The sequence below is a fragment of the Klebsiella sp. C360 genome (assembly GCF_048822415.1).
Lineage (GTDB): Bacteria > Pseudomonadota > Gammaproteobacteria > Enterobacterales > Enterobacteriaceae > Klebsiella > Klebsiella quasipneumoniae.
In genome coordinates this window covers 925,243-938,961 of the sequence record NZ_JBMEZZ010000001.1, presented here as the reverse complement: position 1 = coordinate 938,961, position 13,719 = coordinate 925,243, and the positions used below count along the sequence as shown (strand labels likewise).

The following is a 13,719-nucleotide window of genomic DNA, read 5'->3' as shown; positions in this document are numbered from 1 at the left end:
CGAGGGAGAGAGTATGAATACAGATAAACCGGGGGCGCCCTATTATCAGCGCTCCGTCGAGGAGACGCTCGCCAGCGTACAGAGTTCGCCGGACGGGATTAGCGGAACAGAGGCGGCCACGCGCCTGCAGCAGTATGGCGAAAACGCCCTGCCGCAGAAGCCGGGTAAACCCGCCTGGCTGCGTTTTATTGTGCATTTTAACGATGTGCTGATCTACGTCCTGCTGGCGGCGGCGCTGCTGAAGGCGGTAATGGGCCACTGGATCGACATGTCAGTGATCCTCGCGGTGGCGGTGGTCAATGCGCTGATCGGCTTCATTCAGGAGAGTAATGCGGAAAAATCGCTGCAGAGTATCCGCAATATGCTGTCCAGTGAGGCGGTGGTGATCCGACAGGGCAACCATGAAACCATCCCCACCACCTCGCTGGTACCCGGCGATATCGTGGTGATCCGCGCCGGCGACCGTATCCCCGCCGATTTACGGGTGATTGAGGCGCACAACCTGCGGGTGGAAGAGGCGATCCTCACCGGCGAGTCGACGGTGGTGGAAAAAACCACCGAGCCGCTAAGCGGCGATTTACCGCTTGGCGATCGCAGCAACCTGTTGTTTTCCGGGACCACCGTCAGCTCAGGGGCGGGGAAAGGGATCGTGGTGGCCACCGGCGGCGATACCGAGCTGGGCCACATCAACCAAATGATGGCGGGCATTGAGAAGCACCGCACGCCGCTGCTGGTGCAGATGGACAAGCTGGGCAAAGCCATCTTCATCCTGATTCTGGTGATGATGGCGGCGCTGTTCGTCTTTAGCCTGCTGTTCCGCGATATGCCGGTCTCCGAACTGATGCTGTCGTTGATTAGCCTCGCGGTGGCGTCGGTCCCGGAAGGGTTGCCGGCGATTATCTCGATTATTCTGTCGCTCGGCGTGCAGGCGATGGCCCGCCAGAAAGCGATTATCCGCAAGCTGCCGACGGTAGAAACCCTCGGCGCGATGACCGTTATCTGTTCGGATAAAACCGGGACCCTGACCATGAACGAAATGACGGTGAAGGCGGTAATCACCGCGGACAGCGTCTATCGGGTGGAAGGGGACAGCTATGAGCCGGTCGGTAAAATCCATGCTATCGACGACCCGACGCCGGTTGCGGTGGCGCCTGGATCGCTTCTTGAGCGCTATCTGCGCACCATCGATCTGTGTAACGACAGCCAGCTTATCAAAGAGGAAAGCGGGCTGTGGAAAATCACCGGCGGCCCCACCGAGGGGGCATTGAAGGTGCTGGCGGCGAAGATAACCCTGCCGCCGCAGCCCAGCGAGTTGCGCAGTAAAATTCCTTTTGATTCGCAATATAAATACATGTCGACGCTTTACCGGCTGGGCGAAGAGGAGGTGGTGCTGGTCACCGGCGCGCCGGATGTTCTGTTCCGCCTGTGCCAGTATCAGCAGAGCGACAGCGGGTTGCAGCCGCTGGATCTCCCGTACTGGGAAAGCAAAATTGAAGAGTACGCCCGGGAGGGGCTGCGAATGGTGGCCGCGGCCTGGAAGCCGGCTGCCGCAGGCCAGACCGAGCTGACCCATCAGGATCTACAGCAGGGGGTCATTTTATTAGGGGTTGCCGGGATGATGGATCCGCCGCGTCCGGAAGCGATCACGGCGATTGCCGACTGCCTGCAGGCCGGGATCCGCGTGAAGATGATCACCGGCGACCACCCGCAAACGGCGATGAGCATCGGCAAAATGCTGGGGATTGGCAATGCGGGGAACGCCATTACCGGGCGCGAGCTGGAGGTGATGGACGACGCGCAGCTGAGCGTGGCCGCGCAGCAGTTCGATATCTTCGCCCGCACCAGCCCGGAAGATAAGTTCCGTCTGGTGCAGGCTCTACAGAGCAAGAAAGAGATTGTCGGCATGACCGGAGACGGGGTGAACGATGCCCCGGCGCTGAAGCAGGCTGACGTCGGCGTGGCGATGGGGATCAAGGGGACCGAGGTGACCAAGGAAGCCGCCGATATGGTGCTGACCGATGACAACTTCGCCACCATCGCCAGCGCGGTCCGCGAGGGGCGCCGGGTGTATGACAACCTGAAAAAAACCATTCTTTTTGTCATGCCGACCAACCTTGCGCAGGGGTTACTGATCGTGATCGCGCTGCTGGCGGGCAACGTACTGCCGCTGACGCCGGTGCTGATCCTGTGGATGAACATGGCCACCTCCGCCACGCTGTCGTTTGGTCTGGCGTTTGAAGCCGGTGAGAAAAATATTATGCGGCGGCCGCCGCGCGACCCGAAACTGCACGTGATGGACGGCTTTGCCATCTGGCGCGTGGCGTTTGTGGGGTCGATGATTGCGGTCAGCGCTTTTATTCTCGAAGCCTGGCTGCAGCCCCGCGGCTATTCGCCGGAGTTTATCCGTACCGTGCTGTTGCAGACTCTGGTCACCGCCCAGTGGTTCTATATGCTGAACTGCCGCGTGTCGGATGGTTTCTCGTTGACCAAAGGTCTGCTGGCTAACAAAGGGATCTGGATCGTTAGCGGCGTGCTGCTGGTGCTGCAGCTGCTGATTATCTATGCGCCGTTTATGCAGATGCTGTTCGGCACCACCGGGCTGCCGTTCCGCTACTGGGTGATCACCTTTATCATCGGCTTCGCCATGTTCCTGATTGTGGAGCTGGAAAAACCGCTGACCCGCAAATGGCGAACCGCCTGACGGCGTGAAGCGTTGAACGAAAAAGGAAAGAGGGGGCATCGCCCCCTCTTTTTATTGTGCTGTGCCGGTATCGCGATTTATTGTTTCGGCTCGGCGACCACGCTGCTTCCCACGCCGCGGTTGTTATATTCCCACATACGGTTGAAGCCGTTGTCGTTGAGGTTGCGCTGCAGATTGCCTTTGTCATCCGCGCTGCCGGTGTTGCCGCTGAACGGACGGCCGGAGCCTACCGCCGCCGCCCACGGCTGGGCGATGTTAAAGCCTTCATTGATGGCGCTGTCGCGGATCACGACCTGGCCGTTGCTGTTGCCGTCAACGTCCAGCGCGCGGCCGAGCTGCGCGACGTTATCCCCGGAGGCGGTGAAGCGGCTGTTGGTCGCCAGGAAGCCGTAGGTCACGCTCTTCAGGGTGGCCGGCGCGAAGACGTAGGCTTCTTTCTGAGTACGCGAGTTCACCACGCGGAAGTCGGTGTTATCAAACACCACGGCGCCGCGGCCAGAAACGATATCCACGTCGCCTTCAATATAGCTGTTCGTCACCAGGGTGCGGGTCTGACGGTTGTCCTGCAGACGGTTCTGCACGCCGCTGTTGGTCACGAAGAAGGTGTTCTGGCGGCCAAGAATGTTCACTTTATCAATCTGCACCTGGTCACCATCGCTGCGCAGGGCAACGGCCTGGTGGGTGCCGGCATCGACGCTGTCGCCCAGGTTGTTGGCGATGGTCAGGTTCTGCAGCTGCAGGCCGTTATTCTGCGACCAGAAGACCGCGGAGCACATCACGCCGACGGTGGCGGTGGATTTGCTCCGGCAGCTGTCGAACATATACCACGCTGGTTTGCCCGGCATGTATTTGCCACCCGGATTGACCAGACGACGCCAGGTGTTGCGATCCATTTCGGAATCAATGGCTTCGCTGATCTTCACGTCGATCGGTTTATCGCCGGTACCATACAGGGTCAGGGCGCCCGGCGCCGCCGGAACGTAGACGGTGCCCGGGTATTCGCCCGGCATGATGGCGATAAACAGACGACGGTTAGAGTGGCGGGCAATCGCCGCATCCACCGCCGCCTGGACGGTGGTATGCGTCACGCCCTGGGTTCCCGCCGGGCCGACGATAAAGTCAGGCTGCGCCGGCAGGCTGATGGCGGACGGCGTCCAGGCCGCGGCATTGGGGGTCAGCGACTGGAAATAGGCCGCCTGGGTAAAGTTTTTCGCTTCATCGGCGTTCAGAATGGGACGCGCGGTGGTGCCCGGTGCAGTCTGCGTTGAGGGCTGTTGATCGGCAGGCGTCGAGCTACAGGCGGACAGCGTCACGCCGAAGGCCAGCGCCAGCGCCAGACGGGAAACGGAATATGTGTTCATGTTGCTCCGGGCAAAATTAAGCGTAGTGAAATACCCCGGCTGAGACGCCAGGGTATAAGTCCTTTAAAACCTGCTGTTTTATACTAACTTGAACGAAACGGGAAGACGTGGGCTGAAAAACTTACCTTCTTTACGCAATACGCCGCGTCGCCGGACGGTCTCCAGTCACAAATAAATAACATTTACTCGCGCTTTTGTTGACATTCCCGGCGTTATGAAAATAAATGTCTATACAACCCATGACAAGTTAAACGCTATGACTGAAGCCACCTCCGAACGCGTTATCTGGCGAAACGCCCGTCTCGCCACCCTGAACCCTGATGCTTCACAACCGTACGGTCTGCTGGAGCGCCACGCGCTGCTGGTGCGCGACGGTCGCATTGCGGCGATCGTCCCCGAAGATGACCTCCCCAGCGGGCGCAGGATCGATCTCGAAGGCCGGCTGGTCACGCCGGGATTAATCGACTGCCATACCCACCTGATCTTCGGCGGCAGCCGGGCGCAGGAGTGGGAGCAGCGGCTGAACGGCGTCTCCTATCAGACCATCAGCGCCAGCGGCGGGGGGATTAATGCCACCGTGCGCGCCACCCGCGACAGCAGCGAAGGGGAATTACTGGCGCTGGCGCAGCCGCGTCTGGCCCGCCTGCTGCGTGAAGGGGTGACCACCCTTGAGATCAAATCCGGCTACGGTCTCGATCTGCAAAACGAACGCAAAATGCTGCGGGTCGCCCGCCAGCTGGCGCGTGATAACGCGGTGGAACTCTCGGCGACGCTGCTCTCCGCCCACGCCACGCCGCCGGAATATCAAGGCGATGCCGACGGCTATATTACGCTGGTCTGCGACACTATCCTGCCGACGCTGTGGCGGGAGGGACTGTTTGAAAGCGTTGACGTCTTCTGCGAAAACGTCGGCTTCAGCCCGCAGCAAACCGAGCGGGTGTTTCAGGCGGCGCAGGCGTTGGGCATTCCGGTTAAAGGTCACGTTGAACAGCTCTCCTCGCTGGGCGGCGCCCAGCTGGTGAGCCGTTATCACGGACTGTCCGCCGACCATATTGAATATCTGACGGAAGAGGGGGTGGCGGCGATGCGCGAAAGCGGCACCGTGGCGGCCCTGCTGCCCGGCGCGTTTTACTTCCTCAATGAAACCCGCAAACCGCCGGTGGAACTGCTGCGCAAGTACCAGGTGCCGATGGCGGTGGCGACCGATTTCAACCCCGGCACCAGCCCCTTCGCCAGCCTGCATCTGGCGATGAATATGGCCTGCGTCAAGTTTGGATTAACGCCGGAGGAGGCGTGGGCCGGCGTGACGCGCCATGCCGCGCGGGCGCTGGGGCGGCAGAACAGCCACGGTCAGCTGGCGGCGGGCTTTGTGGCGAACTTTGCCATCTGGGATGCCGAGCATCCGGTCGAGATGGTGTATGAGCCGGGGCGCAGTCCGCTCTGGGGACGCGTGGTACAAGGAGAATGGCAATGATGCTGTGGCAAGCTACGCCCGCCAACCTTTGGCAGGGGCGCGATGATAGTGCGGAAGCGCCGAATGCGCTGCGCCTGTTTCAGACCATCCCCCGCGCGGAACGCTTCGCGCCGCAGGCGCTGCCCGGCGATATCGCGCTGCTTGGCTTCGCCTGCGACGAAGGCGTCCGGCGCAACAAAGGGCGTACCGGAGCGGCTGACGGCCCGGCGACCCTACGCCGGGCGCTGGCCAATATGGCCAGCCATCAGGGCCACGACCGCTGCGTGGATATGGGCACGATTAGCGTCGATGGCGACCAGCTGGAAGCCGCGCATCAGGCGCTGCGCGAGGCGGTAACCGCCTGCCAGCGCGCCGGGAAACGCACGCTGGTTCTGGGCGGCGGCCACGAGACCGCCTTCGGTCATGGCGCGGGGGTACTGGATGCCTTCCCGGGCGAAAAAGTGGGCATTATTAATCTCGATGCGCATCTTGATCTGCGCGTTGCCGAGCGCGCCAGCTCAGGGACGCCGTTCCGCCAGCTGGCGCTGGAGTGTGACGCGCAGCAGCGCGCTTTTCACTATACCTGCATCGGCGTCAGTCGGGCGGCCAACACCCAGGCGCTCTGGGAGGAAGCGGCGCGACGCGAGGTGGCTATCGTGGAGGATCTCCAGGTGCTGGAGGCCTTCGAAACCCGGGTGCTGGCGGAGCTTGAGCGCAACATCGCGCAGTACGATCGTCTGTATCTGACCATCGATCTGGACGTGCTCCCGGCGCGGGAAATGCCGGCGGTGTCGGCCCCGGCGGCGCTGGGTGTGCCGCTGGCGACCCTGCTGCGCATCGTTGAGCCGCTGTGCCGCAGCGGTAAGCTGCAGGCGGTGGATCTGGTGGAGTTCAACCCGCAGTTTGACATTGACGGTCAGGGCGCCCGCGCGGCCGCCCGTCTGGCATGGCAAATCGTCCATTGGTGGCAGTAGCCATTCCGGTATATTCTGGGTGTTTCGCCGCCCATTTTGCAAAAGGAAAGCCAGGCTATGTTTTCACAGCAACCCCGTTCCGCGCCCGCGCCTTTTTATGAGAAGGTGAAGCAGGCTATCGGTGAAAAAATTCACAGCGGCGTCTGGCGACCGCATGACCGTATCCCTTCCGAAGCGGAGCTGGTGGCCCAGTTCGGCTTCAGCCGGATGACCATCAACCGCGCGCTGCGCGAGCTAACGGATGAAGGCCTGCTGGTCAGGTTGCAAGGGGTGGGGACCTTTGTCGCCGAGCCGAAAGGGCAGTCGGCGCTGTTTGAGGTGCGCAGCATTGCCGAAGAAATTATTGCCCGTCACCATCAGCACCGCTGCGAGGTACTGCTGCTGGAGGAGACCCGGGCGGATCATATTCAGGCGGCGGCGCTCAGCGTAGCGGAAGGCACCCGCATCTTTCACTCGCTGATGGTGCATTACGAAAACGAGGTGCCGGTGCAAATCGAAGATCGCTGCGTCAATGCCGCGGTGGTGCCGGACTATCTTCAGCAGGATTATACCGCCACCACGCCCCATGATTATCTGTCGCTGATCGCCCCGTTAACAGAAGGTGAACATATTGTTGAAGCGGTGCAGGCCACGGCGGAAGAGTGCGCGCTGCTGCATATTCACGCCCACGATCCCTGCCTGCTGATCCGCCGCCGCACCTGGTCGACAACCCACATCGTCTCCCACGCGCGCCTGCTGTTCCCCGGTAGCCGCTATCGTCTGCAGGGCCGCTTTGGCTCCTGATCCACGCTGGCGTCAGCAAAACGTGATTGCTGACGCAATATAACAAAATTGTATCATTTCTGTTAAATCCTGGCTTGCGCATGCTTGTATAGACAAGTATATGTATCTACGTAAACAACGTTCATTGTCAGGAGAAACCCCGATGTCGCAAAGCAAATATCGCCAGCTGGACGTCCGTGCGCCAAGAGGCACGACGCTGACCGCGAAGAGCTGGTTGACCGAAGCCCCGCTGCGTATGTTAATGAATAACCTCGATCCCGATGTCGCCGAAAACCCGCACGAACTGGTGGTCTATGGCGGTATTGGTCGCGCAGCGCGCAACTGGGAATGCTATGACGCTATCGTGAAGGCGCTGAAGAACCTGGAAAGCGACGAGACCCTGCTGGTCCAGTCCGGCAAGCCAGTGGGCGTTTTCAAAACCCATGAACACTCGCCGCGCGTGCTGATCGCTAACTCCAACCTGGTGCCGCACTGGGCGACCTGGGAACACTTTAACGAGCTGGATGCCAAAGGGCTGGCGATGTACGGCCAGATGACCGCCGGCAGCTGGATCTACATTGGCAGCCAGGGCATCGTCCAGGGCACCTACGAAACCTTCGTCGAAGCCGGTCGCCAGCACTATCAGGGCAGCCTGAAAGGCCGCTGGGTGCTAACCGCCGGGCTGGGCGGTATGGGCGGCGCGCAGCCGCTGGCCGCGACGCTGGCCGGCGCCTGCTCGCTGAATATTGAATGCCAGCAGAGCCGCATCGATTTCCGTCTGCGCACCCGCTACGTGGACGAACAGGCCACTTCTCTGGATGACGCCCTGGCGCGTATCAAGAAATACACCGCCGAAGGCCGGGCTATCTCCATCGCGCTGTGCGGCAACGCCGCGGAGATCGTGCCGGAGCTGGTGAAACGCGGCGTGCGCCCGGATATGGTCACCGACCAGACCAGCGCCCACGACCCGCTGCACGGCTATCTGCCGAAAGGCTGGAGCTGGGAAGCGTATCAGCAGAAAGCCGAATCCGATCCGCAGGGCACCATTCTGGCGGCGAAACGCTCGATGGCCGACCACGTGCAGGCGATGCTGGCCTTCCATGAGATGGGGGTGCCGACTTTCGACTACGGTAACAACATTCGCCAGATGGCTCAGGAAGTGGGCGTCAGCAACGCCTTCGATTTCCCGGGCTTCGTGCCGGCCTATATCCGCCCGCTGTTCTGCCGTGGTATCGGTCCGTTCCGCTGGGTGGCGCTCTCCGGCGATCCGCAGGATATCTACAAGACTGACGCGAAAGTGAAAGAGATCATCAAGGATGATAAGCATCTGCACCATTGGCTGGATATGGCGCGCGAGCGCATCAGCTTCCAGGGACTGCCGGCGCGTATCTGCTGGGTCGGTCTGGAATGGCGGCAGAAGCTGGGCCTGGCGTTTAACGAAATGGTGCGCAGCGGCGAAGTCTCCGCGCCGATCGTGATTGGCCGCGATCATCTTGACTCCGGCTCCGTCGCCAGCCCGAACCGCGAAACCGAAGCGATGCGCGACGGCTCTGACGCGGTCTCTGACTGGCCGCTGCTGAATGCGCTGCTCAACACAGCCAGCGGCGCGACCTGGGTGTCGCTGCACCACGGCGGCGGGGTAGGCATGGGCTTCTCGCAACACTCCGGGATGGTTATCGTCTGCGATGGCACCGATGAAGCGGCAGCGCGTATCGCCCGCGTCCTGCACAACGACCCGGCCACCGGCGTGATGCGTCATGCCGACGCGGGGTACGAGATTGCCATTGAATGCGCGGCAGAACAGGGTCTGAATCTTCCGATGGTGGCGACAACGCAGGGGAACGCGAAATGAAATCTTTAACTCTGATCCCGGGTCAACTCAGCCTGTCGCAGCTCCGCGACATCTACAGCCACCCGGTGAATATTACCCTCGACAGCGGCGCGTTTGCCGCCATTGACGAGAGCGTGGCCTGCGTCAACGCTATCCTTGCCGAAGGGCGGACCGCCTACGGCATCAACACCGGTTTTGGCCTGCTGGCGCAGACCCGTATCTCGACGGAAGATCTGGAGAACCTGCAGCGTTCGCTGGTGCTGTCCCATGCGGCGGGCGTTGGCGAGCCGCTGGACGATGACCTGGCGCGCCTGATTATGGTGCTGAAGATTAACAGTCTGTCCCGCGGATTCTCCGGGATCCGCCTGAGCGTGATCCAGGCGCTGATTGGCCTGGTGAATGCCGGCGTGACGCCGTGGATCCCGGCGAAAGGCTCCGTCGGCGCCTCCGGCGACCTCGCGCCGCTGGCCCATATGTCGCTGACCCTGCTTGGCGAAGGTAAAGCGCGGGTACGCGGCGGCGACTGGCTGCCGGCCACCGAAGCGCTGCGTCAGGCGGGGCTGGAGCCGATTACCCTGGCGGCGAAAGAGGGGCTGGCGCTGCTCAACGGCACCCAGGCGTCGACCGCTTTTGCCCTGCGCGGTCTGTTCGAAGCCGAAGATTTGTTCGCTTCCGCGGTCGTCTGCGGGGCGTTAACCACCGAAGCGGCGCTGGGCTCCCGTCGTCCGTTTGATGCGCGCATCCATGAAGTGCGCGGCCAGCGCGGGCAGATTGACGCGGCGGCGCTGTATCGCCATCTGCTGACCGACGACAGCGCGATCTCGCTGTCGCACCATAACTGCAGCAAGGTGCAGGACCCGTACTCCCTGCGCTGTCAGCCGCAGGTGATGGGCGCCTGCCTGACCCAGATCCGCCAGGCGGCTGAGGTGCTGCTGGCCGAAGCCAACGCGGTGTCCGATAACCCGCTGGTCTTCGCCGCCGAGAATGACGTGATCTCCGGCGGTAACTTCCACGCCGAGCCGGTGGCGATGGCGGCGGATAATATCGCGCTGGCGATTGCCGAAATCGGCTCGCTCTCCGAGCGTCGCATCGCGTTGATGATGGACAGCCATATGTCGCAGCTGCCGCCGTTCCTCGTCAAAAACGGCGGGGTGAACTCCGGGTTTATGATTGCCCAGGTCACGGCGGCGGCGCTGGCCAGTGAAAACAAAGCGCTGTCGCACCCGCACAGCGTCGACAGCCTGCCGACCTCCGCCAACCAGGAAGATCACGTCTCGATGGCGCCGGCGGCCGGTCGCCGCCTGTGGGCGATGGCCGAGAACACCCGCGGCGTACTGGCCGTCGAGTGGCTGGCGGCGGCGCAGGGGCTGGATATGCGCGAAGGGCTGACCACCAGTCCGCTGCTGGAAGAGGCGCGCCATCTGCTGCGCGAACGCGTCCCTCACTATACGCAGGATCGCTACTTCGCCCCGGATATCGATAATGCCATTGCGCTTCTGGCGGCCCGTCACCTGACGCGTCTGCTGCCTGCCGTACTGCCAGGCCTGCACTAATCACCGTTGTTCTCTGTACCCGCGTCGGGGGAAATCATTCCCCCGACCGCCCTACATCGCATATTTGTCGTCAAATAAAAAAACCAGGACACCTGTATATGCAACAACAACACAAGCCACATCTGCTGCGCGGGCTCAATGCCCGACACATTCGATTTATTGCGCTCGGCTCCGCGATCGGCACCGGGCTGTTCTATGGCTCGGCTTCCGCCATCAAGGCGGCGGGCCCGGCGGTGCTGCTGGCCTATTTGATTGGCGGCGCGGCGGTGTTTATCGTCATGCGCGCGCTGGGCGAGATGGCGGTGCGCAACCCGGTTTCCGGCTCCTTCGGCAGCTATGCCCGCCAGTATCTCGGCCCGCTGGCCGGGTTCATTACCGGCTGGACCTACACTTTTGAAATGGTGATCGTCGCCCTGGCCGACGTGACCGCCTTCGGCATCTATATGGGATTGTGGTATCCCGATGTCCCGCGCTGGATCTGGATCCTCAGCATCATCTTCTTTATCGGCGCCATGAACCTGTGCAACGTGCGGGTGTTCGGCGAGATGGAGTTCTGGCTGTCGCTGGTGAAGGTGGTGGCGATTATCGCCATGATGCTGGCGGGGGCGGGGATCATCTTCTTTGGCTTCGGCCATAGCTTCCCGGCCACCGGGCTGGAAAATCTCTGGAGCCACGGCGGCTTTGCCCCTAACGGCTGGCAGGGCGTTATCGCTTCGCTTGGCATCGTGATGTTCGCCTTCGGCGGGGTGGAGATTATCGGCGTCACCGCCGCGGAAGCGAAGGATCCGAAGAAGGTCATCCCGCAGGCCATCAATACCATTCCGCTGCGCATTATCCTGTTCTACGTCTGCACCCTGGCGGTGCTGATGGCGATTTTCCCGTGGAACAGCTTTGGCGAGCAGGGGAGTCCGTTTGTGCTGATTTTCGACGGTCTGGGGATCCCGGCGGCGGCGACAATCCTTAACATCATCGTGATCAGCGCCAGCATCTCGGCGATTAACAGCGATATCTTCGGCGCCGGACGCATGATGTACGGCATGTCGAAGGAGGGGCTGGCGCCGAAAAGCTTCCAGCGCATCGCCAGCAACGGCGTACCCTGGATGACGGTGGTGGTCATGGGCGGCGCACTGCTGGCGGCGGTGGTGCTGAACTATCTGATCCCCGAGCAGGTATTTGTGCTGATTGCTTCGCTGGCGGCATTCGCCACGGTGTGGGTATGGCTGATGATCCTGCTCTCCCATTTCGCCATGCGCCGTAGTTTGTCTGCCGAAGAGCGCAGCCAGATTGCCTTCCCCGTTCCGTTCTGGCCGGTGGCGCCGCTGTTAACGCTGCTGTTTATGGGGCTGGTCATCGCTGTGCTGGGGATGTTTGCCGAGACGCGGATGGCGCTGATCGCCGGCCTGGTCTGGCTCGGGCTGCTGACGGTGGTGTGGTACGCGCGGGTGCGTAAAACCGCGCTGCAGGTTGTCACTGAGCAGTAAATCAGATCTCCCCGGCGGCGCGGCGCTTGCCGGGGCGACGAGGTGTAGGCCTGGGAGAGGACCCTCCAGGCTGGGTAAGGCGCAGCCGCCACCCGGCAAAATCATCATGCAACAGGGTTGCCTGGAAGGTAATCAATACTTTCCCGGCGGCGCGGCGCTTGCCGGGTCTGCGAGGTGTTGGCCTGGGAGAGGACCCTGTAGGCCGGGTAAGGCGCAGCCGCCACCCGGCACAAAATCGGCTCTGTGCCTGCTGTCATCGCCCGGTGGCGCTGCGCTTACCGGGCCTACGAGGTATGAGCCTGTGAGAGGACCCCGTAGGCCGGGTAAGGCGCAGCCGCCACCCGGCAAAATAACGGTACAACCGGAAATGTCCTTGTTCGCACTGCGCCTGGCAGGGCTACAACTTCTATGTTAATTCCGGGCAGATTGCGCTCCCGGTTAATTTTCTGCGTTATGTCTCTTACGGCGCAGGGAGCGCACTGGGGGCGGCCAGTCGCCGCCGCCCCCTGTACCCCCGGGCTCCGGCCAGCAAAATCGCCGCTGCGCGGTTCCTTCGACTTATCCCTGCAGGCTTCGGGTCGGGCCGAGGCAGCGTCCGTGCAAAACACGGCCCTCAGCCCGCATCCATGCGGGCTGCCCCGGCCTTTCGGGAACGTCTCAGCGATTTTGAGGCCGCCAGCACCGGCAGTTTCAGCAAGGTTGGTGAATAAATGAACGACAGGTCGCACGAACCCCAGGCCGGGTCAGGCGCAGCCGCCACCCGGCACAAAATCGGCTCTGCGCCTGCTGTCATCGCCCGGTGGCGCTGCGCTTACCGGGCCTACGAGGTATGAGCCTGGGAGAGGACCCTGTAGGCCGGGTAAGGCGCAGCCGCCACCCGGCACAAAATCGGCTCCGTGCCCGCAGTCCTTGCCCGGCGGCGCGGCGCTTGCCAGGCCTACAGCTATGTGTATTTATTTGATATGTAAGTGTTATCTGGTAAAGATGAGTGAAGCGCCACCTGAAAAACACATGGCGCCGCAGGTAGCCCGGATAAGGCGCAAGCCGCTATCCGGGGGAAGATTAACTGAACAGGGCGGTGATGGAGGCGCTGGCGAGGGAATGGAAATGGACGTTAAAGCCGACCATTGCGCCGCTGGCCTCGGCATCCACCTCAATTTTCTCAACGTCCAGGGCGTGGACGGTAAAGATATAGCGGTGAGTCTCGCCCTTCGGCGGCGCCGCGCCGCCGTATCCCGCCTTGCCAAAATCGGTGCGGGTCTGAACGGCCTCTTCCGGCAGCTCCGCCTGGCCGGAACCGGCCCCCTGCGGCAGGACGCGCGTATCCGCAGGCAGGTTAGCCACCACCCAGTGCCACCAGCCGGAGCCGGTCGGCGCATCCGGATCGTAGCAGGTCACCACAAAGCTTTTGGTTCCTGCGGGCACATCATCCCACATCAGATGCGGCGAAATATTGTCGCCATCGTAGCCCATGCCGTTGAAGACGTGACGATTAGGCAGCTTACCGCCGTCCTGGAGATCGTGACTGATCAGTTTCATGCTTCATCCTCATTGATAATGCGCTGATTAACCAGGAAGTGTAGCCTGCACCACGACGCAATTC

At 62.0% G+C, this 13,719-nt stretch carries 9 protein-coding genes; 7 read left to right on the top strand and 2 right to left on the bottom strand.

What is annotated here, in order from left to right; all coding sequences use genetic code 11:
- Positions 1 to 13 precede the first annotated feature (13 nt).
- Entirely contained in the window at positions 14 to 2,701 is a 2,688-nt protein-coding gene (locus ACOI7D_RS04675; RefSeq protein ID WP_072413653.1) for a cation-transporting P-type ATPase, read from the top strand.
- Positions 2,702 to 2,778: 77 nt separating this feature from the next.
- Here the strand turns inward: ACOI7D_RS04675 and ACOI7D_RS04670 are convergent, their stop codons facing one another.
- On the bottom strand, positions 2,779 to 4,062 hold the full coding sequence (locus ACOI7D_RS04670; RefSeq protein ID WP_281166439.1) for a putative acyl-CoA thioester hydrolase: 1,284 nt from the start codon (positions 4,060 to 4,062) through the stop codon (positions 2,779 to 2,781).
- Between the two features lie 214 nt (positions 4,063 to 4,276).
- On the opposite strand from ACOI7D_RS04670, the gene hutI reads away from it, so the two are divergent.
- From hutI to ACOI7D_RS04640, 6 genes are all read left to right on the top strand, one after another.
- Entirely contained in the window at positions 4,277 to 5,536 is a 1,260-nt protein-coding gene (gene hutI, locus ACOI7D_RS04665; RefSeq protein ID WP_072199189.1) for an imidazolonepropionase, read from the top strand.
- Positions 5,533 to 6,489 carry a formimidoylglutamase gene (gene hutG / locus ACOI7D_RS04660; RefSeq protein WP_023288906.1) on the top strand — a complete coding sequence of 319 codons (957 nt, stop codon included), beginning with the start codon at positions 5,533 to 5,535 and terminating at the stop codon, positions 6,487 to 6,489. The genes hutI and hutG overlap by 4 nt, the downstream gene beginning before the upstream one ends.
- A 57-nt stretch (positions 6,490 to 6,546) precedes the next feature.
- Complete coding sequence (locus ACOI7D_RS04655; protein ID WP_023288907.1) at positions 6,547 to 7,272, top strand: histidine utilization repressor; 726 nt, start codon at positions 6,547 to 6,549, stop codon at positions 7,270 to 7,272.
- Between the two features lie 142 nt (positions 7,273 to 7,414).
- Positions 7,415 to 9,103 carry a urocanate hydratase gene (hutU, locus tag ACOI7D_RS04650; RefSeq protein WP_109546517.1) on the top strand — a complete coding sequence of 563 codons (1,689 nt, stop codon included), beginning with the start codon at positions 7,415 to 7,417 and terminating at the stop codon, positions 9,101 to 9,103.
- Positions 9,100 to 10,635 (top strand): histidine ammonia-lyase, encoded by a 1,536-nt coding sequence (gene hutH / locus ACOI7D_RS04645; protein WP_023288909.1) that lies wholly within the window; start codon positions 9,100 to 9,102, stop codon positions 10,633 to 10,635. The genes hutU and hutH overlap by 4 nt, the downstream gene beginning before the upstream one ends.
- 98 nt (positions 10,636 to 10,733) lie before the next feature.
- Positions 10,734 to 12,116: an amino acid permease gene (locus tag ACOI7D_RS04640; RefSeq protein ID WP_023288910.1), complete on the top strand. Its 1,383-nt coding sequence runs from the start codon at positions 10,734 to 10,736 to the stop codon at positions 12,114 to 12,116.
- Positions 12,117 to 13,178: 1,062 nt separating this feature from the next.
- Here ACOI7D_RS04640 and ACOI7D_RS04635 read toward each other — a convergent pair.
- A complete protein-coding gene (locus tag ACOI7D_RS04635; RefSeq protein ID WP_002895575.1) occupies positions 13,179 to 13,655 on the bottom strand; it encodes a kinase inhibitor in 477 nt (158 codons plus the stop codon).
- Positions 13,656 to 13,719: the final 64 nt, after the last annotated feature.

Excerpts from the sequence above, each read along its gene's own strand:
- hutI (WP_072199189.1), top strand. The coding sequence starts at position 4,277 with ATGAAAATAAATGTCTATACAACCCATGACAAGTTAAACGCTATGACT.
- ACOI7D_RS04670 (WP_281166439.1), bottom strand. The coding sequence starts at position 4,062 with ATGAACACATATTCCGTTTCCCGTCTGGCGCTGGCGCTGGCCTTCGGC.
- hutG (WP_023288906.1), top strand. The coding sequence starts at position 5,533 with ATGATGCTGTGGCAAGCTACGCCCGCCAACCTTTGGCAGGGGCGCGAT.
- ACOI7D_RS04655 (WP_023288907.1), top strand. The coding sequence starts at position 6,547 with ATGTTTTCACAGCAACCCCGTTCCGCGCCCGCGCCTTTTTATGAGAAG.
- ACOI7D_RS04635 (WP_002895575.1), bottom strand. The coding sequence starts at position 13,655 with ATGAAACTGATCAGTCACGATCTCCAGGACGGCGGTAAGCTGCCTAAT.
- ACOI7D_RS04640 (WP_023288910.1), top strand. The coding sequence starts at position 10,734 with ATGCAACAACAACACAAGCCACATCTGCTGCGCGGGCTCAATGCCCGA.
- hutH (WP_023288909.1), top strand. The coding sequence starts at position 9,100 with ATGAAATCTTTAACTCTGATCCCGGGTCAACTCAGCCTGTCGCAGCTC.
- ACOI7D_RS04675 (WP_072413653.1), top strand. The coding sequence starts at position 14 with ATGAATACAGATAAACCGGGGGCGCCCTATTATCAGCGCTCCGTCGAG.
- hutU (WP_109546517.1), top strand. The coding sequence starts at position 7,415 with ATGTCGCAAAGCAAATATCGCCAGCTGGACGTCCGTGCGCCAAGAGGC.